Source organism: Bartonella sp. AP150HLJHH (assembly GCF_042196385.1).
Classification (GTDB): domain Bacteria; phylum Pseudomonadota; class Alphaproteobacteria; order Rhizobiales; family Rhizobiaceae; genus Bartonella.
Genome location: NZ_JBHIQC010000003.1, coordinates 52885 through 76305 on the forward strand (window position 1 = coordinate 52885; position 23421 = coordinate 76305).

Here is a 23421-nt window from a genome sequence, read left to right on the forward strand (position 1 = left end):
CCTCATAAGAATTCCCGTATGATCGATTTTGATATTTTGATGATCTATTTTATTGTTGGTATATTTAGCGGATTTTACCATTGCCTCCTTTAAAATATCAATCATCTTGTTGAGATAATTTTTTTACGTTGTTCATTCTCGTTTTTGAGTATTTTCTCTTTGATTGTGGCGTTAGCTCTGTATTTTCTGATGTTAGAAAATTTCTGATCCAGATAATAAACTTATCTATGGAAACTTTGAATGATATCTCCCCTCTTTGAGAGGGAATAAAACCAAGTACAGAAATATTGTTGAGTACAATTTGCTACAAATAAGCCACAAGAAAACAGCATATATTGATATATTTGATAGGAATCTGTTAAGCCGTACAAATTATGGTCATTAAAAGGTAAAGCGATGAAATCGTTATCCATAACGCGTGTTGTAACATTGATAACTCTTTTTTTGTATCTGTGTTGTTGGGATGTACGCGCGTGGATAGTCTAGAACAGTACGATAGACTTTACGAAAAATATATCAGTGAAAATTACGGCGCTTTTGAACATTTTCAAAAGCATGAACAAGCAAAAAAATTTGTATACAGCCATGGCTATCAGAATATCGTACCAAAGTTTGACATTATACGGCATCGTCACATACTGATTGTTTTATGTGGACGCTTCGTTAATTTATTACGCGGTGATTATAATGAATGGATATCAGCAGATATGTTACTCAATGTCATAAGCAGTTTGCGTAATGACTATAACTGGAGAGAAAGCGATTTTATTTGGGCATATAATATGTCTATGAATGCTACCGACCCCATGATTGATTACGCGAAAAAATTTCTTAATTCTTCCAGCGGAAATGGCATCAGCCCAACAACACAAATTATTGACCTTGTGTCTAGTATGAGAGCTGGTCATGGTGACAACACTAAACAAATAGCGCGTTTTTGCATAGAGCTAAACACGATATATGACATGATGAAACCAAGAAGAATTTACAAATGACATTGAATGGATAATGAGAAAAATTCTCTCGAAGGATATTAAATGGCTATAATACTCTTGATAATCGCGGCATTTTCTTGGCCATGTTGCATGTTTTTTTATTATGGCTTCAAAAGGTGGACATATTTTCCAGCTTTTACAACAGGCATAGGTTCACTTACAATGATGCTTTTCATCTTAATAAGAAAATTGCACTTAAAGGAGGAAATTTGCACTTGGATTGAAAAAACTACTTATCACAAATTAGATTGCGCTATTATATATAATAATAAGGACTTTTTTTATCTTTCTGTTGCAATGATCATTCTCTGTTTAAGCTTATCAATTCTCTTTTTATGTGATGAATTGAATAAACGAGATAAAGAGCGTGATGAATTAAAGTTGTACAGTGATCAAGATTATTATTAAATTGAAGTTATTACACAATTTTGTAAATAAAAATGTTTCTGCTTTTGAAGGAGCATGCCGACACAATCATTCACTTTTCTCGCCCCTAATGTTGCGGATAGCCCTTGGCTTTTAAGACGGTTCATAAGAGGCATTTTTTTAGTTTTTTCTTTGATGTTTTGCCCCACACGGCTTTTCCCGCTTGTGACGTGCAAGCAAATGATTTTGATTGATTTAACATACACAGATTTGAAATGAGAGAATCTTACGGTATTCAGGGTTCTTATTCAAGTTGAAAAAATGCAAATTATCATTATAAATCAATGTATTATATATTTCTTGCTAAGAAAAGAGAGATCGGTAATAATATTTTTTGGTCTTTCGTTCTATTGAAATTAATGGCTTTATTTATCCTGTTATGCCGTAACATACTGTCATTTGAGGGGTGGTGAAGGTAGCCTGTTTGATACATTAAGTATTTTAAGAAGTGCATGGTGAATATTCTTAAGTCTGTTTATCGAGTCTTTAGTTTAAGTGAATCGCATGCGTGGAAAGCTAGAGGAACTTACTCGCTAGGAAACTAGACTGTTTACAGAGCAGATTGTATTAAAAGACTTTGTTCTTTGAGGGTGGCATAAAAATCAAAATAGCCATTATGTTCATTTTTTTCTGATATTTTAAATACGAGCTTCAAAAAAATGATGCTTAAACTAAACAACGAGAACTTTTGTAAAAGTGTTTTTAGAGAGCAAGCAATACACGACTGAATTTACAGAATGTAACCATATTTGATCTTTTACAACAAGATAGCGTGGAAAGGCATAAAAATTACGACTCTTTACTGAGGGCAGTGTACTCCTAGGGTTGGCAATAAACAACAGATGACTTTGATAAGGCTACAAAGCCAATCGGCATTTTTATTGTTTTTTGCGGGTTTATAAAATGCCTTGTTGTATACTTATTCTGTTTATTTTTGCCTTATCGTTAGAAGATTAAAGACATAAAGGAGAAAACGAGTTTTCCTCTTTCCGGTTGTTTTTTATTCGGCTTTAAAGCATCCACTGTAATATCTTTTAAAACATGGTGATTACGCATTGTTTTACATTTTGTTTCTTTTAGTCTTTAATGGAAGGCATTTTTCATGCAAAATAGGATACCTAGAATGCATTTGTGTTATAAATTTACGCGGCTTGTTTTAATGAAATTCCTCTTAAGATTTGTCGCACCCATTTCATGATAAGGACTATAATGGAGATTAATGGTAATGTTTCTTGGAAAAGTCTATTATGCATTCAATAAATATGACGGTGTACACTATGTACAATAGGGTGGATGAAGTTTAATTTTGGCGTATTGCACTAAAGTGTGCTGCTTGTTGGAGGGGGAGTGCTTTAGCGCCAAAAGGATGTAAGAATGCTTCTGCTTTACTGATGAGTGTATCTCGCTTTTTTTGGGTTTCTTTAATGCCGTAAAGATGAACAAAAGTGGCTTTTTGTGCCGTTTCATCTTTCCCAGCCGTTTTTCCTAGGGTTTGCGTGTTGGCGGTGACATCAAGAAGGTCATCGGTTAATTGAAAGGCTAAACCAAGATAGGTCCCAAAATCAGTAAGTTTTTCAGTTAATTCTTTAGATGCATTGCCAATGATGGCACCTGCTTGGCAAGCAAAGCTTATCAGGGCTGCTGTTTTCATGTGTTGTAGAGTGATGATGTCAGTACTTTCTTGCGGTCTTTTTTCAGCTTCAAGGTCCAGCATTTGTCCACCTAACATACCGCCAAGTCCTGCCGATTGTGCAAGAGATGTGATCAGCTTGATTCTAATATCTGTAGATAGATTACTAGCTTTATGGGCAATGATTTCAAAGGCAAATGTTAAGAGGGCATTGCCTGCTAGAATTGCTGTTGCTTCATCAAATGCTATATGGACGGTGGGTTTTCCACGCCGGAGTGTATCGTTATCCATAGCGGGAAGATCATCATGAATGAGCGAATAACAATGGACACATTCTAAGGCACATGCAACATCAAGAGAATGTTCTACAGGGACGTCAAAAAGTGTAGCACTTTGAATTACAAGAAAAGGACGCAAGCGTTTTCCACCGTTCAGCACACCATAGCGCATGGCTTTGATTAAATTTTTAGGGCGTGAAATTTCACCATTTTGGATTTGATCACTTAACAGGGTATCAAGCCGCTTTTCAACGGTATGTCCATGTTTTGCAAGAAGGGTGGTAAATTCGTGCATTCTTGCTTCCTTTGTTTTTACAAAAATGAAATTATGAAGTTTAAAGAGAAAGGTTGTCGCTTTTTCTTGTTTTCATAAATTGGCGTCGTTTTTTATTAAAAATCAACTTCTCTTTTTATCCGTATCTCTACTGTATGCGCAAATCCCTTTTTAAACCAAATAAAAATTGAATGAAGGGCTTATAAAAAAGCTTTCATTGGTGTATAAAATTCTCAAATTTTGCAGTGTTTTTGATATTCATTTGATTATTGTGACACCATTTTTGATAATAAGAAGGTCATTTTTAGTAAGAGGGGGATCATTTTGACATTGCCTCTTCTTTTTTATCAGTGTATAATATCTTCAAATTTTATGGTGTTTTTAAATGAAGCATTGTCATTTTTGACATTGCTTTTTCTGTTTTAATGGATTTGGAGTGTCTTTTTATGGCTGTACCTAAACGAAAAACCTCTCCAGCGAAGAGGGGCATGCGCCGTTCGGCTGATGCTCTGAAGGCGCCGACTTATATCGAAGATAAAAATTCTGGTGAATTACGTCGTCCTCATCACATTGATTTGAAAACGGGAATGTATCGTGGGCGTTCCGTTTTAGTAGTTAAAGACTGAGCGTTTTCTTTCTTTTCCAGAGGTCAACTTTTTTATTTCATCGATCAATGCACGCTTGGGGCGTGCATTTTCGCTTTAAGATGAATGTTGAGGCTCCCTTGCGTCGTCTTCTATCGATGTGGAATAGGGAATGTATCGTGGATGTTCCGTTTTAGTGGTTAAAACTTTAGCGTTTTCTTTCTTTTCCAGAGGTCAACTTCTTTTATTTCATCGATCAATGCACGCTTGGGGCGTGCATTTTCGCTTTAAGATGAATGTTGAGGTTCCCTTGCATCGTCTTCTATCGATGTGGAACAGGGAATGTATCGTGGATGTTCCGTTTTAGAGGTTATAAAACTTTAGCGTTTTCTTTCTTTTCCAGTGGTGAACTTCTTTTATTTCATTAGTGAATGCATTGGGTAAGATGCGTTTTTCACTTTTTCTTGAGAACATGTGTGGGATAAAGTTTTGCTGTAGAGAAATGATTCTATTGTGGGAGATGATTTTCTTGTTTTCTTGAGAGGCTATAAGGGATTGCTTGTATCAGTGTCTTTTATGATGACTTCGTTAAGAGCTTGGGTATTGATATAAGTTAGCTCAGTAATAAAATCATTTTGTATCGCACTTAATCTTTATTGACTGTAGAGAGAATCCTATTAGACCGTAAAATATCGTCGTTTAAGGCGGTTGATCCATGTAAGGCTTTAAGCATACCGGTGTTTTTTATGAGAATATTTAAGGCAATGGTTTGTCTATAGGCTTATATTGTGACATGTGATTCTCCTTAAAAAAATAGAGATCGACATCACATTGATTTATAAAGATCATTTGTTGTTTTGCACCTTGAATGGAAGGTCTATCATAGGATTTTCTCATTTCAAATTTTCCCCCATGTTGAATCAATGACAATCACTTGCTTTTCGGTCACAAGTGGGGCTGGCATGTGGGTGAAAACTCTATAAAAAAGGAAAAATGTTTATAATGCATATTTTCAAATGTAAGAATTGTTGTAACATTGGGGTTAAGTGTATGCTGATGCCAGCGTGCTTTCTTATGAGCAGAAAAGAGAAAACCGTTACAAGACAGAAGGTGTACACATTCAATAACCTTTAGTGCTTTTTATGATAAAGGTACATGAGACTTTTCTATGAATATCACGCTGTATTTTCATGTTTTTGAACTAAGAATTGTCTATATATTTTTCTTATTTTTGTGAATATAAGGGATTTGTTGCGAACAGCTTGTAAAAATAAGTAAACTTAAAACCAAATATGTTATGTGTGGGGGTGAGCAAAGTATTTTATCAAAGCCGGTACGACTCTCCAGTTCATAGCTTGTTTATGAATGATTTTATGGTGTTGCTTACCTAAGTTTATGATTTTTTGTTATCTGTTCATAATTAGACAACATATTGATTTATATATATAATTCACTTTTTTCTATTGAATTAGAACCCCGAATAACGTAAGATTCACTCATTTCAAATCTCTCTATCTAGAATCAATCAAAACCACTCGTTTGCACGTCACAAGTGGGATGAGTGTGTGGATAAAATTTGTATAAGAAAGAACTAAAAATGGTTCTTATGAAGAGTCTTAAGAGCCAAGGGTTGTCGCAACATTGGGGGCTAGCAAATATAATGATGGTGCCGGCTTGCTTCTTCATAAACGTAAAGATGGTGGTGCTCAATGGCTTTATCGTTATACCATTCATGGTCGGCGCCGTGAAATGGGCTTGGGTGCCTTGCGAGATGTTTTTTTAAAACAAGCCCGTGAATTGGCAACTGGATGGTGGGCTGTTTTACGTGAGGGGCGTGATCCCATTAAAGAACGTGAGAAACAAAAGCGTGAGGCAATGCGCAATCTCCATTATTTAAAAGATATCGTGTTGGATGCTTTTGAAAGCCGTAAAGCTGAATTAAAAAATGATGGTGAGGCTTGTGATTGGTTTTCACCCTTACACCTTTATATTTTCCCCAAATTAGGCTGTCTGCCTGTTTCAGAGATTACGCAAACAGAGATACGCAATACCCTTGCCTCTATTTGGCATACAAAAGCTGCAACAGCAGATAAAGCACTGAAGCGTCTTAATCTTTGTCTCAAACATGCGGTTGCATTGGGTGTGGATGTTGATTTACAAGCAACGATAAAAGCACGCGCGCTCTTAAGGTAAGCAACGTCATAAAACTATTAATAGACTAGCCATGGATTGGAAAGAAGTCACTGCCTTTTATCAGTTACTCTGTAAAACATAACATAACTGGCTTTGCGTTTGCTTGTCCTGATAGGCGTTCGTACTAATCCTTTGCGTCATATTCGTGAAGATCAGATTGAAGATGATAACTGGACAATTCCTGCTGAGAATATCCAATCTTTAGCGGTCTGTTTAAAATAGAGATTGAGACTTTTAAGAGTTCTATGAATCGTTCTAGATTTTTTGTGTTCGATTGGAATAAGAATATTGCGTATATCTCGTAATCTCTGAAATAAGAAACCTCATTTGGGAAAAATATGAAATTGAAAGGGGCAATGCTAACGTTCATTTTTATTGTTATTTTTTAAGTTAGTTTTACAGCTTTCAAAAGTATTTGGAATGCCTTTTACAGAATGGAGATGATGGTTTTAGTTCATGCTTTTTTTATCGCGTTCTTTAATGGGGGGAATGCTTCTCATGCAAAATAGAGCGCCCAAGACAAAATATCTTATGTTGTACTGTCACGCATTTTTTTAAAGGAATATTTTTCAATATTTGTGGCATTCATTTTATGACGGCGTTTTTGAATGTTACAATGGTTTTGTAGAAGGGGGTCAATGGTAAAGTTTCGGTGTAGTGTATAAACGGCACTATGATCTTTACGCTTAATAAAAAAGCAAGCCCCGCCCTTACACATCTTGCCAGATTCCAATGTTGGTATATCCTTTGGTGTTTGAGACAGTGTCTCGCTCTTTTTGTACAGTTTTTACCCACAGATCAACTCCACTTGTGATTGACAAGCAAGTGATTTGATTGCTTCAACATGAGAGAAATTTGAAATGAGAAATCTTACCATATTCAAGATTCTAATTTAATAATGAATAATGCTAGATTATGATGATTAATCAGTTTATTATCTATGAAGAAAGAAAATGAGGAAGAGGAATTTGTCGAAAAGTTAGATTGTTTATAGATTGGCGCTGGTTAAGAAACTTTGTCCTTAAGGGCAGAGAGGATGTTAAAAAATAAAACCAGCTTTTCGCTGGTTTTATCGAAATATCATCATTATGATGAAAGAGTGTATTATGCAGCGTAGACAGCTTTACTGTTTTCATCTGTTTCTTCTCTCTCAGTTTTAAACTCGCGTTCCGGCTTGTTGGAGAGATGCATCTCTATGAGATTGATAGCTTCTGTTTCAGAAAGACTATTAATAACCGCAATTTCGCGGGCCATTCTTTCAAGAGCAGCTGTATAAAGTTGGCGCTCAGAGTAAGATTGTTCAGGTTGTAGATTAGAGCGGAAAAGATCACGGACCACTTCAGCGATACAAATAAGATCTCCTGAGTTGATTTTAGCATCATATTCTTGTGCACGACGTGACCACATGGTCCGTTTAACGCGTGCTTTTCCGCGTAAAACTTTTAAGGCACGTTCGACAGAATCACTAGCAGATAATTTACGCATTCCAACGGAAAGGGCTTTTGCAATGGGGACTTTGACATCCATCTTATCTTTCGCGAAATGAATGACAAAAAGTTTTAATTTATGTCCTGCAACTTCTTGATCTTCAATCGCTATAATTTGTCCTACTCCATGCGTAGGGTAGACGATATATTCAGAGGTTGCAAATTCTTTGGTCTTGGAAGACGTTCCATGTTGGGATGCCATATTTTAGTTTACTCCCTTATGATCAACAAATGTATCGGAAAACAGGTTATAAACCTGAGGGTTGAGTTTTCTTTAACCAAGTATATTGTACCAATTAAGTGAGCATAAAAGCCGAGTACTTTTAAATCAAAAAAAAATACACCGCTTTACTATAACAAGCAAAGAAAAATACTTAGAAAGATGATCATGTTAAAATAACACTAACATCAAAATTTAAAAGAATCAATCATTTCGCTTAAGGATTTTTTATTTTTACAAGAGAAGTCTTTCAATCGTTGAAGGAGGAGAGTGTACACTTTATCATTACTCTTCGCCACTTCCTGGATTTTCTGAAAAATACTTTTCTAATTTATTTGGAACACCATCCATTTCTTTTGCTTGAGGAAGAGGATCTTTTTTGGTGGTTAGATTAGGCCATTTGTTTGCATAATGAAGATTGAGTTCTAACCACTTTTCTAATCCTGGTTCTGTATCAGGTAAAATCGCTTCTGCTGGGCACTCTGGCACGCAAACACCACAATCGATGCATTCATCGGGGTGAATAACAAGCATATTTTCCCCTTCATAAAAACAATCAACTGGGCAGACTTCAACGCAATCCGTATATTTGCAGTGAATGCAGTTGTCGGTTACTACGTGGGTCAAGATCAAACTCCATTTGTTACTTTAATTCTCTTTAGAGGAAAGTGTGTGCGTGTTTTTATGATTGGTGAGTTGATCGCGTAGTACAGCTAGTTTCGCAAAAGGTGAATCAGGATTAAGGCGCTTTTCTTTTTGAAAGGGCTTATGATTTGCATGTTTTCCTTGGGATTTGTGGAACTTATGAGAGCGTTTTGCTTGTGATGGTGCTTCTTGAGGGGAATTTTCATTTTTGTATTCCGCTTTTTTTACAGCGTTCTTCGATTTATTTTGCCACTTATTTCCTAATTTATCACGTTTTTTTTGTGCATGGTGGGGAAATTGATGCTTATAATGCCATAACAAAATAACTTTATCTTCTTCTGTAGAGCGCGGGGATTTGGCAAAATTCCCAACAGGTTCAGCTGCTGGTAAACGATTGGTTTTATGGAGATGTTTTTCAATACCAGAGGATGCAGTGTTTGGGTATGAGATATTTTTTTCTTCTCGTGTTGTTTCTAAATCGCTTATTGTTTGCCATTGACTTCCAACGCATTCTGCTGCAGGAACATCTTGCATTGCCCTATTGACAGGGGAAGAGGCTTGGTGTGCAAAGAGATTTTGTTCAAAAACAGTATTGCTTATGCTGTACGATTGATAACCAAGTCCTTTGAGGATTTCTTCCATATCGTTTCCGTTGGCCCCAAGAATGGACATCATGGCTGGTGTAACAAAAAAACTTTTGCCATCATAGGCTCCATCGGGTCTGGGATCACTTCCTTGTTTCCAATGAAGTGCGGGACGGATGAGATTGGCAAGACGTTCTAAAATATCAATCCGTACAGCACGTTGTCCTAAGATTCGGTAGCCGGCTAATTGATAAAATTGGCGGTTATAGGTAGGGTCAACAATTAAAGAGGTTCGACCAGCAGATAATGCTGAAAAAACTTCACCCAAACCAGTTTGATCTTGTCCCGCATTTTGAAGATTCCACAGGAGAGTAATGGCTTGAACCGGAGCAGGTTTAAGCATTCCGGCAACATAGATATGAAAAGCGCCAAAACGCACGCCTAGACGCCGAAGAACGGCACGTGATTCTTGCGCAAGGTTTTTGACAATGTCTAAGACTTCGCGGCGTGGTAAAATCCCTAAAGAGTTAAAAAGTTGTAAAGCAAGACTGTTTGTTGAATCCGTTAAATTATCAGCATTGCGCAAATCAAACAGGGGTTTTAAAGTCGTTTCAAAATGAAAGGTGACAAAGCGTTCTAATCGTTTCACAACGTTATTGCGGGATTCTCCCGTGAGTTGTTCATCTGCTAAAACAATCAGTTTTGGTTTGAAAAAATCTTCTGTTGCTACAAGTTGTCCTACGGGTTGACCAATCCAGCGCACAATTCCATCAGAACTGAGGGTAAAATCTCCATTTGCAGAAGCACAAAAACGTGTCGCGCGTTTGGAAAAAGCAAGAATCAAACTCTCATTCTCTGTTGAAATTTGCTTCTCAGCTATTTGATCGGTACTGTTTTTGTTGGCATAAAAACGAAAACCTTCAAATTTACCCCTTCCGTGTTTTTCAATGAGAATATCATCTTGAAGAATCTCATTCTGTTGAACAATCTTGCTATCCATGATCATTTTCTTTCTCAGTGTGACACTGGTCAAAAGCTTTTTGCGACAATTTCATAATGGTGCTCTTTCTTTAACACGTTTGTTGCGTTTGCTTCAATCACTCTTGTCATTTTTTGCTGTTTCTTTGCGCCTTTAAAACTTGAATGATTCTTTTTTCATTCAGTTTTCATTCAGTTTGGATGCTTTATATTTGCAAATTACACTTATTAGTTGTATTGTAAAGCTAAAAGCATAAATAAATTCTTCAATTTAAAAGGAAACGGAACCGGTTATCAAAAAACGGCATTTCTTTTGCATGATCACTTTATTTTTTTGCTGTTTTGTCATGAAAAGTGAAGAGAAAGTTTTTTCAAATATTTCATAGGCTAAAAGGCATATTGTAAAGGCATTTTGCAGGTGAAATTGTGTCTTATGACAAGAAGTTTTACCATGACAGTAAAAAAAAACAATTGCGATTATAAAATTACACGTTAAAGTAGTGGTCACAGAAGTTAACAACTTTTGCGTTCTTTTTAAGCGAAGAACAATGATGTCGTTGCCAAATCAATTTTGATAATTTTAATCGCAAGGGGTTATTATGGGTAATCTTTCAAATGCTGTTTATAAAAGCAGCAAAAATTATAGCGATGCAGACAAAAGCTTAGGACGTAATATGATGCGTTCTGCTATGCAAGCACCTTATCTTGAACGACAAAAAGAGCATGATTTGGCTCTGCGGTGGAAAGACAAACGTGATGATGATGCCATGCATCAAATTGCAGCGGCTCATATGCGTTTAGTGATTGCTATTGCTAATCGCTTTAAACGTTTCAAAATGCCATTGGGGGATTTGGTACAAGAAGGGTATGTGGGACTATTGGAAGCAGCTGCACGTTTTGAACCTGATCGGGAAGTGCGTTTTTCAACATATGCAACGTGGTGGATACGCGCTTCTATTCAAGATTATATTTTGCGAAATTGGTCAATCGTTCGAGGGGGAACGAGTTCTTCGCAAAAAGCACTTTTCTTTAATCTTCGGCGTTTGCGTGCAAAACTGATACAAGATGATAGTGCTTTGTCAAAACAGGATATTTTTCGCACAATCGCTGAAAAACTCGGTGTTTCCGTGCGCGATGTTGAAACGATGGATTTTCGTTTTTCCAGTTCTGATAATTCCTTGAGTGTTTCTGTTTCTGAGAACAGTGATAATCCCATTGCTAAGATGGATATTTTGGTGGATGATAGTCCTCTTCCTGATGCTTTAATTGAGCAAGTCATTGATGGTCAACGGCGTACACAATGGCTTTACGATGCGTTGCAAATTCTCAACGAACGGGAGTTGGAAATTATTCGCTTTCGTCGCTTAAATGAAGAGGGGGCGACTCTTGAAGTTTTGGGTGAAAAGTTAGGAATCTCGAAAGAGCGCGTGCGTCAAATTGAAGCTAGGGCTTTGCAAAAATTGCGTTCTGCTCTCCTTACGGTTCATTCAGAAGATGCTTACGATATATAAGCAGTGAAAGGCTTTGGGGGGGGGAGGAAAGAGAATGTATTAAGTGGGGGCATATGAGAATATGATAAAGTCAGTTTTAGGGGGTGTTCATATTTGTTTAGGAATATGCCTCCTTGGGGGCGCTACTGATAAACAGAGGAAGATAGGGGGCACAGTTAGTTGGAGGAAATATGTATCACACGGAGGCCTATAAAGGCATGATGAAGTTGGATTTTAAAGTGTTCCTCTTTATTTTCGAATATGCTTTAAGGCGGAGGGCGTGATACAGACAGAAAAGAATCAAAACTGTAAAAGAATCAAAACTGTAACGGATGAGAAGAAAGGCTTATTCTGTAATAATTTTCACTTTTGTACCTGCAGGTAAAGTTTGCGCTGGTGAGAGGGCGTTGAGGATGCGAAAGAGTTTTTCTTTATAGGGTGTGTATTGCATTTTATCTGCAAGATTGGCAACGGTTTCTCCTTGTTTAACACGGACAACACGGATTTTTAAGGGCTGCAATTTTTTTAACTGTGAAGATGAAAGAGAATGAAAGCTTTGTAGCGTTTTTTGGGCAACCTCTGCAAAATTTCGAGAATTATGTGGAGCGGCCGTCAAAAAACGAAAGATGTGGTTGTTGAATGGAATGACAACCACATCAAATTGCCATTGATCATTGGTAGCATGGGCCCGCGCTCCAAGTAAACTTTGGCTTTGAAAACCTTGACTTGTAAGTCCTTGAATTGTGATGGGGCGGATAGATGATTGGTCTAGACCGATAATCCAGCCGCTTTTCAAATAATCACTCGCAGATATTTCAGCAGGATGTGGAATAGCATCAAAACGAATCGCAATTTTATCTGGTCCACTGGCCCAAACAGTGTGTGCTGAATGTTCTATTGTAAAATTGTTTGGAACAGAAAAAGCTATGCGCAATTGTGGGTGAATAAATTGGTTGCCTCGTACAAAACCTGTATAAAAGCCTCCTCCAAAAATTATGCCATCAATGCTTTTGAGAAAAGAACCATGATCGGATATTTTACTATTCCCTTTACTGATTTTACGCGCTTTTTCTATCGCAAGCCGAATGCGTTGAGGGGTAGTTGGGTGGGAGGCTAAAAAATCTAGAGAGGCATTTTGGGTGCCAGAAATATTACGAAAAGCACTATAGGCTTCCATTGTTTGAAGAAAGCGCGGTGAAGCAAAAGGATCATATCCTGCTTGTTGGAGCATTTCGAGCGCAAGGGAATCAGCTTCCAGCTCTTGATTGCGGGAAAATTGCGCGAGTTGTTGCTTGTTTTGCATAGGGTTATGAAGTTTTTTGCCAATAGAAGAAAGAAGACGTGAAGACATGTGATTGGTCATCTTTAATTGGGCTTCTTTTTGCAGGCGTAAAATGCCATGATTGGCTCTGATATGTGCTATCTCATGGGCTAAAATGGCTGCAACTTCTGAAGAATCATTGGCTAATGCCAGCATACCACGAGTGATGTAGATCGAGCCGTTGGGGAGCGCAAAAGCGTTGATAGTTTCTGAGTTTAAAATTGTTACAGAATAGCTTTGATGAGAACTATGGGATGCAACTGCCAGTTTACAGACAATCTTTGCTAAAAGGTGTTCAAGTTTTGCATCATGATAAGCGCCACCATACATTTGCAAAATACGTGGGTGTTGCAGAGCGCTTAATGTGACATAGATATTGTGGTTGTTGGTACGTTTGATCGTTTTAGAAGAAGTGGAAGAAAGCCTATCATTTTGAGAAAGTGGTGTATGACAAGCCGAAAGGAGAAACGTTAGACTTATGAGAGTGGCTTTATACAGGCAAGAGCGAAAAAGAAAATTGCGGTGAAAAATGGGGTGCGTTGGACCATGGTGCACATTATTTCTGCGGAGTAATTTGGCAAATTGCATGTGTATCTTTGTATCGTATGTTTCTTTAAGAAAGGCATTAAGAATAAGGATTCGTTTGGCTATATCACGCTTTTTGTTTATAAAAAATGACTCTCACTTATAAAAAGATGCACTGTAAAGAAAATTTTGTGAAAGGCAAAGTATGGCATGACAACATTTACGATATTATTAAATGGGGATGTTCATATCACTGATCGTTTGCTTAATCAAATTCAAAACAGTCGGGTAATTGCTGCTGATGGTGGTATGCGTCATGCGGCAGCGCTTAATGTGACGCCTGAGTTGTGGTTAGGGGACTTTGATTCATCAGATGAGAACTTAATCCGTCAATATAGTCATGTTCCGCGTGAAGTTTTTCCCTCTGATAAAGATATGACAGATAGTGCTCTGGCATGTGAAAGAGCGCTGCAAAATGGCGCTAAAAAGCTTATTTTGTGCGGTGCTTTGGGAGGGGAGCGAAGTGATCATAGCCTTTCTCATATGACGCAAGCGTTGATGATGGCTGAAAGGGGTATTTCAGTGTTGTTGACAAGCGGTTCGGAAGAAGGTTGGCCGGTTTTGTCAAAACCTTGTTCGTATGATTTGCCTAAGGGATGTTTGTTTAGTATTATCGGCTTTTCTGATTTAAAGAGCTTAACTCTTAAAGGGGTAAAATGGCCAATTTGTGACAAAAATGTGTCATTTGGCTCTTCTTTAACACTTTCTAACCGTATTTGTGGAACCTTTTCTTGCCATTTAGGTTCTGGAAAAGCTATATTGTTAGCGTCTGTATCTATTCCATAAAGCTCTTCCAATATATTCTGAATAAGGCAGGGGGGGGCCTAGTGATGAAGTGCCGACATAAACGATATATGTATTGATCTTGAGAAGGAAAGGTTTTGATATGTTAAAATCAATTTTTAAAGTGGCCGTTGTTTCAGCCATTGGTTTCAGTTCAGTCGCTTGTACTACAAACGATGAACGCGTTGCACGTTACGGCGTAGGAGGAGCAGCAATCGGTGCTTTGGCTGGAACTGCTATTGCTGGAAGTACGCCTGGAGCAGCACTTACCGGTGCAGCATTTGGTGCTTTGGCTGGAACAGTAACAGGTGCAGCTGCAAATCAAAGAAAACAACAAAGACAGGCATCACAATTGTGCACGTATCGTGGTCGTAGAGGGCATGTTTACCAAGCACCTTGTGGACAGAGAGTTCCTGTACGGCAATTGTGTGCTTACCGTGATGCAAGAGGGGTGATGTATAAAGCACCTTGTCCGCGCCGCGTTCGTTAATGGCGGTGCCGCTTCTGCGGCTTGACCGCATTTTCTTAAATTTTGGAAAAACGCCTTTGCTCAATCAAGCTTCTTTATCGGTTGAGCAGGGGGCGCGTATTGCGTTGGTTGGCCGTAATGGTTGTGGAAAGTCGACCTTATTAAAAATTGCCGCAGGAATATTAGAACCTCATGGTGGCGAAATTTTTCGCCACCCGCGAGTAACGCTCCGTTATGTCTCACAAAATCCGGATTGTTCAGGATTTGAAGATATTAATGCTTATATGGAAGCGGGGCTGGATGATATATCTGATGTTCAGTGGATTAATACGCTTCGCACAAATTTAGGGTTTTCTGGGACGGAAAAATTGGAAACGCTTTCGGGAGGCGAAAAGCGGCGTGTTTCATTGTTACGGGCCATTGCTGCAAAACCCGATATTTTGTTCTTAGATGAACCAACCAATCATCTTGATTTACCAACTATTGAATGGCTGGAAGCTGTTTTGGCTTCTTTGCGTTCAGCGATTGTGGTGATTTCCCATGATCGACGATTTTTAGAAAATGTTACACGGTCAACGGTATGGCTTGATCGTGGCACAACCAAAAGACTGGAAAAGCGTTTTTCTGAGTTTGAAAATTGGCGTGATAAAGCACTGGAAGAAGAAGCCATCGAACAGCATAAATTGGGGCGCCAAATTGCTCGTGAAGAGCAATGGTTGCGTTATGGCGTGAGCGCACGGCGTAAGCGTAATGTACGGCGCTTAGGCGAATTAAAAGACTTAAGACAGCGTCATCAAACCTATAAAGGGCAGCCAGGAAATGCACTTTTGACAGCAGCAAAAAGTCATGATTCTGGGCAATTGGTGCTTGAAGCAAAGAAAATTTCAAAATCCTATGGTGATCGCATTATCGTGAAAGATTTCTCTTTGCGCATTCAGCGGGGTGATCGAATCGGTTTGGTAGGACCCAATGGAATCGGAAAGACAACGCTCCTTTCTGCATTAATTGGGCAAGAAGCCGTGGATAGTGGAACGGTGAGGCATGGCTATAACCTCTCTATGGCATTGCTTGATCAGCAACGTATTTTAAATGAAGAAGAAACTTTAGCGCATTATTTAACGGGAGGAAGAGGTGATACTCTTGTGATCAATGGGCTGGAGCGGCATGTCGTTTCTTATATGAAAGACTTTTTATTTTTACCGGAACAAGCTCGCACTCCCCTTAAAGAATTTTCAGGGGGAGAAAGAGCACGCCTCATGCTTGCACGACTTCTTTCTCGTCCTGCAAACTTTTTGATTCTTGATGAACCGACCAATGATTTGGATATGGAAACTTTGGATTTGTTGCAAGAATTTATTGCTGATTTTGCGGGGACAGTATTGTTGGTCAGCCATGACAGAGACTTTTTAGATCGTACTGTAACGCATATGTTGGCACCTCAAGGTGATGGTCATTGGGTTTTGTATGCGGGCGGCTATAGTGATATGATGGCGCAGAACCAGCATGCTCTTCGCTTACAACGCAAAAGAACAGAATTATCGCAGCGTAAAGCACCTTCAAAATCTCATGCGGGAGAGCTTTCAAAACAGGATACATCAATAGATCATAGCTTGATAGGGCGAGAGAAAAAAACACGAAGTAAATTGTCTTATAAGCAGGTTTATGCATTGGAAAAATTGCCTGAAGAAATTGCTGTTTTACAGGACGAAATCAAAAAAATTGAGCAAGAACTCTCTGATCCAGCCCTTTATCGCAGTGATAAAGAGCGTTTTGAGCGTTTATCAACAACGTTGGAAAAAAAGAAAAATACTTGCACACAAAAAGAAGAAGAATGGTTAGAACTTGAAATTTTACGCGAAGAAATGGAAGCGTGTTCACGGTAATGTTTCAGATATTAATATCTAAACATTTTAATTCGTATTGCATCATCGCTTTTCTTTAATTTGTTACAAGAGTTTGTGGCTGATTTAGCGGGAACAGTGTTGTTGACGAGTTATGGCAGAGACTTTTTAGATTGCACTGTAACATATAGCATCTCAAGGCGATGGTCATTAGGATTTGTATATGGGGGGACAGTGATATGATAGCGCAAAACAAACATGCTCTGAGCTTACAAGGCAAAGAAACAAAACTACCTTTGCCGTGAGTTTTTTCAAAATTTCGTATATGGAAATATGCCAGTTCCATTGCATATTTTGCTCGCTCTTAGTGTTGCTATAGCGCCCCTTGGAATTTGAGAGCATTCATAAGAAACATGCCCTTGTCTTTACCTTATGCTTTAAACATACCACCCCCGCTTATGATGGAAAAGCAAATGATCCTCATTAATTCTAACGTAAGAAGTGTTGTGATGAGGAAAGCTTACTGTATTTGATGTTATAATTTAAGTTTAAAAATGATGATTTGTTAAGATAAATCAACGTGTTATTGCAACATTTCTAGGAGGAGAAAATGATGGCAATTAAAACAAAGCGAACAATTTCCACATTGATCAGTTTAGAAGATGCAGCTGAACTGTCTTCTTATTTCCTCCGTAATGCGAATCATCTGCGTCCTTTTGAACCTGTTAGATCTGATGGTTACCACAGCCTAACAGCTTGGGAAACACGAGCCAATGCATTTGCTTATGAAAGCGCACAGGGACAAGCATACCGATATGCTGTACGATTAAAAAATGAAAACACAGTCATCGGTGTTGTGAATTTTACAAATGTGGTTCGGGGTGTTTTTCAAGCCTGTCATCTTGGTTTTTCTCTTGATGAAAAACAACAAGGCAAAGGTCTCATGTTTGAGAGTTTATCGGCTCTAATACGCCATATCTTTCATGTTTATCATCTGCATAGAGTGATGGCAAATTATAGACCTGAGAACATAAAAAGCGAACGTTTATTAAAACGCCTTCATTTTGAAAAAGAAGGCTATGCCAAAGACTATTTGATGATTTCTGGAAAATGGAGAGATCACATTCTAACCTCTCGAATCAATGATCTTTATGAGTCCGTTAATAGATTCGAATAAAGTTTTGTTAAGGGTCTTTTTATCAAATGTGTAAATATGCTGCACTTTTCCCTATCCTAAAAGACGAAGATCCTTAACCACCTCTTCTTTTGTAAACAGTTCAGACTCTCGTTTAGCGGATTTCAACGGCTGACCGCTTTCATATGTTTCTTTGCGTAGATAATAAATTGATTTATCATCATAATTCATTTTTTTCAATTTGAAGAGAGTCCTCAATATCGGAAGACTTTCTCATTTCAAATTTATTGATGTTTAATCATAAAAACACCTCTCTTGCACATCACAAACTGAGTTGGCATAGGTTGGCATACAAGTGAGGGTTTATGTGGATAAAAATTATTGAAGAACAAGAATAAAAATTCTCTGTATAAATCCTTTTAAATGTGAGGGCTGTTGCAATATTGTGTATTCTGTGACCGATAGTCTCGTTACAAGTTACACAAACGGCTTATTGTTGGGTGAAATTTTTATACATTCATTTATTTTTTGCCATTTGTTTTTTGTATTTTCTTTTCTTAAGAAAATTTCCAATGTTATCAATGGTTTTAATTCATACCAAGCGCATTTTTATAAAGTTCAATGATTGCTTCTTCTTCCATTCTTTCATGCTCTTCTTTTTTACGCAGCCGTATAATGCTTCGAACAGCTTTACTATCAAAACCAGAGCCTTTAAGTTCAGTGTAAACGTCTTTAATATCATCAGAAATGGTTTTTTTCTCTTCTTCTAGTCGTTCAATACGTTCGATAAAAGAGCGTAATTGGTTTACGGATATAGCGTGTGTTTGATCGGTTACTGTATCGTTCATTGTATTTTTCTCCAAGTTATATATTTTAAGTTGTTTTTCGACGACGAATTTATGTTAAAAAAGCTTGAAAACAAAAAGTAAATCAAGCTACACAGCTTTTTTACAAATTGACTTTAAATATTTTGTAAAATTTTTAAGATATATGCATTGATAAAAGGGCTATAAAAAGAAAAATATAAAAATATACGTTTTAGATTTGAAAAGCTTTAAAAAAAGAAATGTGTAATTTGTTTTGAGAATTTGGCATTATAGAGGAAGTTTTGTGATTTTAAAAAAGCGATATTGGGTGTTTCAGAAAGGATTAAAAGTTTTTCTCTTGAGCATTTTGCTCTTGTTTCCCCTTGTTGTTTTTGCAAAAGCTGACTTTAGAGTTTGTAATACAACCCAACAGTCTGTAGGGGTTGCTCTTGGATATCGTACATTTTCAGGGTGGGTGAGCGAAGGCTGGTGGACGGTACCAGTGACGGAATGTAAAACTTTAATTGAGGGGCCCCTTGCTTCACGGTTTTATTATTTTTATGCGGAAGGGGCACAAAAAAAAGGGAACTGGGCAGGCTCTGTGACCATGTGTGTGCAAGATAGCCAATTTACTATTCAAGGGGTTCATGATTGTTTCCCTCGAGGATATCAAAAGGCTGAATTTAAAGAGATCGATACCGGAAATCAAACCAGTTGGATGGTACAGTTGACGGATGAGTCTTTGTTAAACAATTCAGTTATACCTTCTCTTTCAGGAAATTCTCCACCGTGAAACGTGCACGTAAAGTAAAAATTATTGCGACTCTTGGTCCTTCTTCTTTTTCTCGTTTGATGATTGAGAAGCTTTTTAGGGCAGGGGCAGACGTTTTTCGTCTTAATATGAGCCATACTGATCGTGATATGCTGGGTGATTTGGTCGAGTCTATACGAGAAGTTGAAAAAACAGTTCGACGCCCCATTGGTATTTTGGTGGATCTTCAGGGGCCAAAACTGCGTGTGGGGCGTTTTGCTAAGGGTCAAGAAGATTTGCGTGTTGGGCAAAGCTTTACGTTAGATAATCGCGATGTTCTTGGTGATGCACAGCGTGTTTTTTTCCCTCATGAGGATGTATTTTCGGCTGTTAAACCAGGGGACCGGTTGTTGATTGATGATGGAAGGGTGGAACTGCGTGCGCAAGTTTGTGATGGTCATTCTGTACAGTGTCGCGTGGTTGCTGGAACCCGTATTTCTGATCGAAAGGGTGTCAGTTTTCCCGATACAATTTTGCCTTTTGATTCGATGACGTCAAAAGATAAGGAGGATCTTCAGGCTCTTTTACAGCAGCCTGTTGATTGGGTTGCTCTTTCTTTTATTCAACGTCCAGAAGATATTATGGCGGTGCGTCAGTTGACGAAAAGTAAGGTGTCTTTGATGGCTAAAATCGAAAAGCCTCAAGCCTTGGAGCATATAGAGAAAATTATTGATGTATCTGATGGCATTATGATTGCACGGGGTGATCTCGGAGTGGAAATGCCTTTGGAAAAGGTCCCTGCACTTCAGATGGAGCTCATAAAAGCTTGTCGTTTAGCAGGAAAGCCTGTTGTGGTGGCAACACAAATGCTTGAATCAATGATCACATCTTCTGTTCCGACACGCGCAGAGGTGTCAGATGTTGCTACAGCAGTTTATGCAGGAACAGATGCGGTGATGTTGTCTGCTGAATCTGCTTCTGGTCGTTATCCTGAAGAAGCTGTGCTTATGATGGATCGAATCGCGCGGCAAATCGAACAGGATCACACTTATGCCGCTCAGGTTGGAGCACAACATCCAGCACCAGAATCAACAGGAACGGATGCGATTTCTCTTGCTGCGCGTCAGATTGCTGAAACACTTGCTCTATCCGCTATCGTTGCCTATACGGCTTCAGGAACAACGGGGGTGCGCGCCTCTCGTGAACGCCCTAATAGACCCATTATTGCTTTATCGCCCATTGTGGAAACAGCAAGGCGTTTGGCTTTAGTTTGGGGGCTTCATTGTGTGGTCACGCAAGATGCACGGAGTTTAGAAGATATGGTTGATCGAGCAGCAGCGATTGCATTTCAGGAAGGCTTTTGCAAAGGGGGGGATCGTTTCCTTGTAACAGCCGGGGTTCCTCTTGGAACGCCCGGTGCGACAAATCTCTTGCGTATTGCTTCTGTCTCTCAAGATGGAACGAAAGGGATTTGAGCCGTTTACGCATGGTGTTTTTTCATGCGCCTTTGAACAGGCTTTAAAAACAACGGGTGTGCGCCTCTTGTGAATGCCTCCATAGACCCATTATTCTTTATATCTTCTATCGTAAGATAGAAAGGTATTGCGTTAGGTCGTCCAGTTTGGGGATGGAAGCAGATGCGGTGATATTGGTCTGTTGATTTTGTTTTAGTTCTGAGGAAGCTGCTTTTACGGTAGGGCATTTAATGGGAGCCCCCCTTTTATTTCATTGAGACAGATTGGGGATGCTTTATTGATGTTTATACGAGCGAGATGTTTATTGATAATTGAGAGTTCATTCTTTCGCTTTTTGGATAAGAGCCTTGAAATTTTTCCCATTTTAAACTTTTGCAAACAGAATTGAATAAAATTAAAATTATGTGCCTAAAAAATCGTACTGGTATGTTATGAGAAAAAGTGATGGGTGAATGTGTTTTTAAAATATGCCTTGTCGAATCATTTACAACATATTGATTTATAATGATAATTTATCGTTATTAAACTTGAATTAGAACCCCGAATTCCGTAAGATTCTCTTAAATTTATTTATGTTTTGTTAATCATAACTCTTTGCTTGTACGTCATAAGCGGGTGGGTTTTATGGGAAAAAGCTGTACAAGAAAGGCGTCCCTCTTATGAATCGTTTTACGAGCCAAGGGGGCTATCGCAATACTGAGGGCTGACTATAATGATGATGCCGACTTGCTCTTTCTTTTATTAAGCTTGGAGATTTTGAGGGGTGGGGAGAGAGGTATGGATGAATTGTTTGTTTGTTATAAGGATAAAAATAGCGGTAGAGGATGTTTTCAAGAGCTATTATTGTTGTTTATGATGTTTGAGGTTGTATGAGATTAACATACTCTTCGGGTTTGACTTTTTTCCTGCTCTAAAGGATGAAAATACTAAAGTTCACGCTGGTTTATAAATGATACGGTTCTTTTCGGTGGGTTTCATCGGATGGATATCTCAGGTGCAAAGACTCCATGGTGCTTATAGTATCAAATAGCGGTGTTTTACGGTATAATAGATAAGGTTATTTTTTTAATATATATTGAATCTGCTTAATATTATCTAAGGGGCAAGGATTTTTGGGCATGCATTCATAGGGAACATGAATATAGCTCTTTTTTTCGAAGGGTGCTTTATTTGTTTGTTGCTGTTGTCATTTATATGATTTTTTTACAATGATGTTGATTTTGTTATCTTATTGCGCGGTTAAAAGACATCTCATTTGAAATGTGGTGATATAAGGCAGCCTCCTTGATATAGGAAGCGTTTGTGCGGAGGTGAAATATTCAGGGTAGGGCTTTCTTGTTGAGGTTTAAGTTAATCCCATAAGTCGTGAGTAGCTGGAATCCTTCCTATAAAAAACCAGACTGTTTACACACTGGTGTGGGTTTAAGAATTTTTATCCTGTGAGATGTGGCGGACAAGTCAAATCTCTGGTTTATTACGCGCTGATGTAATTTTTAGAAATCTTCCTGTTCCTGTTCTTGTTCTTGAAGGTTTGTGCAGTTTTGATCATCTTTGAGCAATTGGTTGGTGAGATTTTCAATGCGTTGTGTGGTGTCACGCATAATTTTCCCCATGGTACGGTCTCTTTCGTTGTGGAGTCGTAAAAGAGTATTGTAGTCTTCTTGTAATTTTTTATTTTCTCGTTTTATTTCTTCCATTTCATCAATAATCATTATGCCAGCCATAACCGATAAACGATGGTCGCCAATTTCACCAAAATTGTTCTTTAAATGTGTGATATATTGATCCAATTGAGCAGCAAGCGCAATAAGACGACGTTCTTGTCCTTTGTCACAAGCCATGCGATAAACTTTACCATCAATGGTAACGGAAACAGTTTCCATACATTCAAACCTTTATCTATCAATGACAACACGAATTGTTTCCATTGCTTTAATAAGACGTTTGGAAACTTCTTTGTTTACGGACTCTAAGCGTTCAATTTGGGCTTCAGCTTTGTCAAGCGCTTGGGCAAGATGGCTGCGGTCAGCATTCATTCGTTGGATTTCTTCTTCCCATTCGTTATTTTTATCAATAACGGCATTGCGGTTTATTATGGTGATCTCTAAAGTTCTAAGTGCCTTTTCTAGGTGCTCTAAAGCATCTTGTAGAACTGTAGTCTCTTGGTTCATTGCTTTTATCCTTTGGGTAATTGTATCCTTTATCAATGTGTTATGCAAAAACGAATCACTTTCACTCTTGTATTGTGTGCATTTTATTTTTAAGTATGTAGGATATTTTAGCAAGCAAAGCAGGGGATAGATATAAATTAAAAGCTGGATTTTTTGCGCGTATTGGCATAAATGACATGGATATACAGAACGCGTGAGGGGAATGTTATTAATATTATTGAAGTGGTGGCAAAAAGTCTCACGCTAATGGTTAGAAAATAGTATTTCTTGAGAATTTTAAGAGAATACGGAAAAAGCAAC

General features: G+C 38.2%; 18 protein-coding genes and 1 pseudogene. 10 read left to right on the plus strand and 9 right to left on the minus strand.

From position 1 onward, the window contains the following. Positions 1–473 precede the first annotated feature (473 nt). Positions 474–995 (plus strand): hypothetical protein, encoded by a 522-nt coding sequence (locus ACFING_RS02560; RefSeq protein WP_375629665.1) that lies wholly within the window; start codon positions 474–476, stop codon positions 993–995. A 1726-nt stretch (positions 996–2721) separates the two neighbouring features. On the opposite strand, the gene ACFING_RS02565 is transcribed toward ACFING_RS02560, so the two are convergent. Further along, a complete protein-coding gene (locus ACFING_RS02565) occupies positions 2722–3624 on the minus strand; it encodes a polyprenyl synthetase family protein (RefSeq protein ID WP_375629668.1) in 903 nt (300 codons plus the stop codon). Between the two features lie 425 nt (positions 3625–4049). On the opposite strand from ACFING_RS02565, the gene rpmF reads away from it, so the two are divergent. Next, entirely contained in the window at positions 4050–4229 is a 180-nt protein-coding gene (gene rpmF, locus ACFING_RS02570; protein WP_005774555.1) for a 50S ribosomal protein L32, read from the plus strand. A 1599-nt stretch (positions 4230–5828) separates the two neighbouring features. Further along, positions 5829–6578 (plus strand): annotated as a pseudogene (locus ACFING_RS02575) (tyrosine-type recombinase/integrase); the annotation flags it as partial. A gap of 331 nt (positions 6579–6909) precedes the next feature. On the opposite strand, the gene ACFING_RS02580 reads toward ACFING_RS02575, so the two are convergent. From ACFING_RS02580 to ACFING_RS02595, 4 genes are all read right to left on the minus strand, one after another. Continuing rightward, complete coding sequence (locus tag ACFING_RS02580) at positions 6910–7098, minus strand: hypothetical protein (protein WP_375629671.1); 189 nt, start codon at positions 7096–7098, stop codon at positions 6910–6912. 386 nt (positions 7099–7484) lie between these two features. Then, positions 7485–8069, minus strand: coding sequence for a CarD family transcriptional regulator (locus ACFING_RS02585; RefSeq protein WP_273790499.1), 585 nt, complete (start codon positions 8067–8069; stop codon positions 7485–7487). A 303-nt stretch (positions 8070–8372) separates the two neighbouring features. Beyond that, on the minus strand, positions 8373–8714 hold the full coding sequence (fdxA, locus tag ACFING_RS02590; RefSeq protein WP_015856977.1) for a ferredoxin FdxA: 342 nt from the start codon (positions 8712–8714) through the stop codon (positions 8373–8375). Between the two features lie 21 nt (positions 8715–8735). Then, on the minus strand, positions 8736–10316 hold the full coding sequence (locus ACFING_RS02595; RefSeq protein WP_375629674.1) for a hypothetical protein: 1581 nt from the start codon (positions 10314–10316) through the stop codon (positions 8736–8738). 577 nt (positions 10317–10893) lie between these two features. On the opposite strand from ACFING_RS02595, the gene ACFING_RS02600 reads away from it, so the two are divergent. After that, positions 10894–11805: an RNA polymerase factor sigma-32 gene (locus tag ACFING_RS02600; protein ID WP_375629677.1), complete on the plus strand. Its 912-nt coding sequence runs from the start codon at positions 10894–10896 to the stop codon at positions 11803–11805. A 325-nt stretch (positions 11806–12130) separates the two neighbouring features. Here the strand turns inward: ACFING_RS02600 and ACFING_RS02605 are convergent, their stop codons facing one another. Next, the gene (locus ACFING_RS02605; protein ID WP_375629680.1) at positions 12131–13693 is read right to left on the minus strand and encodes a M48 family metalloprotease; all 1563 of its coding nucleotides are present in this window, start codon (positions 13691–13693) and stop codon (positions 12131–12133) included. Positions 13694–13840: 147 nt separating this feature from the next. Here ACFING_RS02605 and ACFING_RS02610 point away from each other — a divergent pair, with 147 nt between their 5' ends. From ACFING_RS02610 to rimJ, 4 genes are all read left to right on the plus strand, one after another. Then, positions 13841–14476: a thiamine diphosphokinase gene (locus ACFING_RS02610; RefSeq protein ID WP_375629683.1), complete on the plus strand. Its 636-nt coding sequence runs from the start codon at positions 13841–13843 to the stop codon at positions 14474–14476. 100 nt (positions 14477–14576) lie between these two features. Next, positions 14577–14963 carry a hypothetical protein gene (locus ACFING_RS02615; RefSeq protein ID WP_375613186.1) on the plus strand — a complete coding sequence of 129 codons (387 nt, stop codon included), beginning with the start codon at positions 14577–14579 and terminating at the stop codon, positions 14961–14963. Then, entirely contained in the window at positions 14963–16825 is a 1863-nt protein-coding gene (locus tag ACFING_RS02620; RefSeq protein ID WP_375629752.1) for an ABC-F family ATP-binding cassette domain-containing protein, read from the plus strand. The genes ACFING_RS02615 and ACFING_RS02620 overlap by 1 nt, the downstream gene beginning before the upstream one ends. Before the next feature lie 571 nt (positions 16826–17396). After that, on the plus strand, positions 17397–17960 hold the full coding sequence (gene rimJ / locus ACFING_RS02625) for a ribosomal protein S5-alanine N-acetyltransferase (protein ID WP_375629686.1): 564 nt from the start codon (positions 17397–17399) through the stop codon (positions 17958–17960). Between the two features lie 545 nt (positions 17961–18505). Here rimJ and ACFING_RS02630 read toward each other — a convergent pair. Beyond that, on the minus strand, positions 18506–18766 hold the full coding sequence (locus tag ACFING_RS02630) for a DUF2312 domain-containing protein (RefSeq protein ID WP_005774567.1): 261 nt from the start codon (positions 18764–18766) through the stop codon (positions 18506–18508). A gap of 262 nt (positions 18767–19028) precedes the next feature. Here ACFING_RS02630 and ACFING_RS02635 point away from each other — a divergent pair, with 262 nt between their 5' ends. Both ACFING_RS02635 and pyk read left to right on the plus strand, forming a co-directional pair. Further along, the gene (locus tag ACFING_RS02635) at positions 19029–19517 is read left to right on the plus strand and encodes a DUF1036 domain-containing protein (protein WP_273790491.1); all 489 of its coding nucleotides are present in this window, start codon (positions 19029–19031) and stop codon (positions 19515–19517) included. Next, positions 19514–20950 (plus strand): pyruvate kinase, encoded by a 1437-nt coding sequence (pyk, locus tag ACFING_RS02640; protein ID WP_375629688.1) that lies wholly within the window; start codon positions 19514–19516, stop codon positions 20948–20950. Before ACFING_RS02635 ends, pyk begins: the two co-directional genes overlap by 4 nt. A gap of 1493 nt (positions 20951–22443) precedes the next feature. On the opposite strand, the gene ACFING_RS02645 is transcribed toward pyk, so the two are convergent. Together ACFING_RS02645 and ACFING_RS02650 are read right to left on the minus strand one after the other, a co-directional pair. Further along, positions 22444–22833: a cell division protein ZapA gene (locus ACFING_RS02645; RefSeq protein ID WP_375629691.1), complete on the minus strand. Its 390-nt coding sequence runs from the start codon at positions 22831–22833 to the stop codon at positions 22444–22446. 12 nt (positions 22834–22845) lie between these two features. Further along, positions 22846–23121: a DUF4164 domain-containing protein gene (locus ACFING_RS02650; protein WP_005774573.1), complete on the minus strand. Its 276-nt coding sequence runs from the start codon at positions 23119–23121 to the stop codon at positions 22846–22848. Positions 23122–23421 lie beyond the last annotated feature (300 nt).

Excerpts from the sequence above, each read along its gene's own strand:
- ACFING_RS02565 (WP_375629668.1), bottom strand. The coding sequence starts at position 3,624 with ATGCACGAATTTACCACCCTTCTTGCAAAACATGGACATACCGTTGAA.
- rpmF (WP_005774555.1), top strand. The coding sequence starts at position 4,050 with ATGGCTGTACCTAAACGAAAAACCTCTCCAGCGAAGAGGGGCATGCGC.
- ACFING_RS02580 (WP_375629671.1), bottom strand. The coding sequence starts at position 7,098 with ATGTGTAAGGGCGGGGCTTGCTTTTTTATTAAGCGTAAAGATCATAGT.
- ACFING_RS02585 (WP_273790499.1), bottom strand. The coding sequence starts at position 8,069 with ATGGCATCCCAACATGGAACGTCTTCCAAGACCAAAGAATTTGCAACC.
- ACFING_RS02595 (WP_375629674.1), bottom strand. The coding sequence starts at position 10,316 with ATGGATAGCAAGATTGTTCAACAGAATGAGATTCTTCAAGATGATATT.
- ACFING_RS02600 (WP_375629677.1), top strand. The coding sequence starts at position 10,894 with ATGGGTAATCTTTCAAATGCTGTTTATAAAAGCAGCAAAAATTATAGC.
- ACFING_RS02605 (WP_375629680.1), bottom strand. The coding sequence starts at position 13,693 with ATGCAATTTGCCAAATTACTCCGCAGAAATAATGTGCACCATGGTCCA.
- ACFING_RS02610 (WP_375629683.1), top strand. The coding sequence starts at position 13,841 with ATGACAACATTTACGATATTATTAAATGGGGATGTTCATATCACTGAT.
- ACFING_RS02615 (WP_375613186.1), top strand. The coding sequence starts at position 14,577 with ATGTTAAAATCAATTTTTAAAGTGGCCGTTGTTTCAGCCATTGGTTTC.
- ACFING_RS02620 (WP_375629752.1), top strand. The coding sequence starts at position 14,963 with ATGGCGGTGCCGCTTCTGCGGCTTGACCGCATTTTCTTAAATTTTGGA.
- rimJ (WP_375629686.1), top strand. The coding sequence starts at position 17,397 with ATGGCAATTAAAACAAAGCGAACAATTTCCACATTGATCAGTTTAGAA.
- ACFING_RS02630 (WP_005774567.1), bottom strand. The coding sequence starts at position 18,766 with ATGAACGATACAGTAACCGATCAAACACACGCTATATCCGTAAACCAA.
- ACFING_RS02645 (WP_375629691.1), bottom strand. The coding sequence starts at position 22,833 with ATGGAAACTGTTTCCGTTACCATTGATGGTAAAGTTTATCGCATGGCT.
- ACFING_RS02650 (WP_005774573.1), bottom strand. The coding sequence starts at position 23,121 with ATGAACCAAGAGACTACAGTTCTACAAGATGCTTTAGAGCACCTAGAA.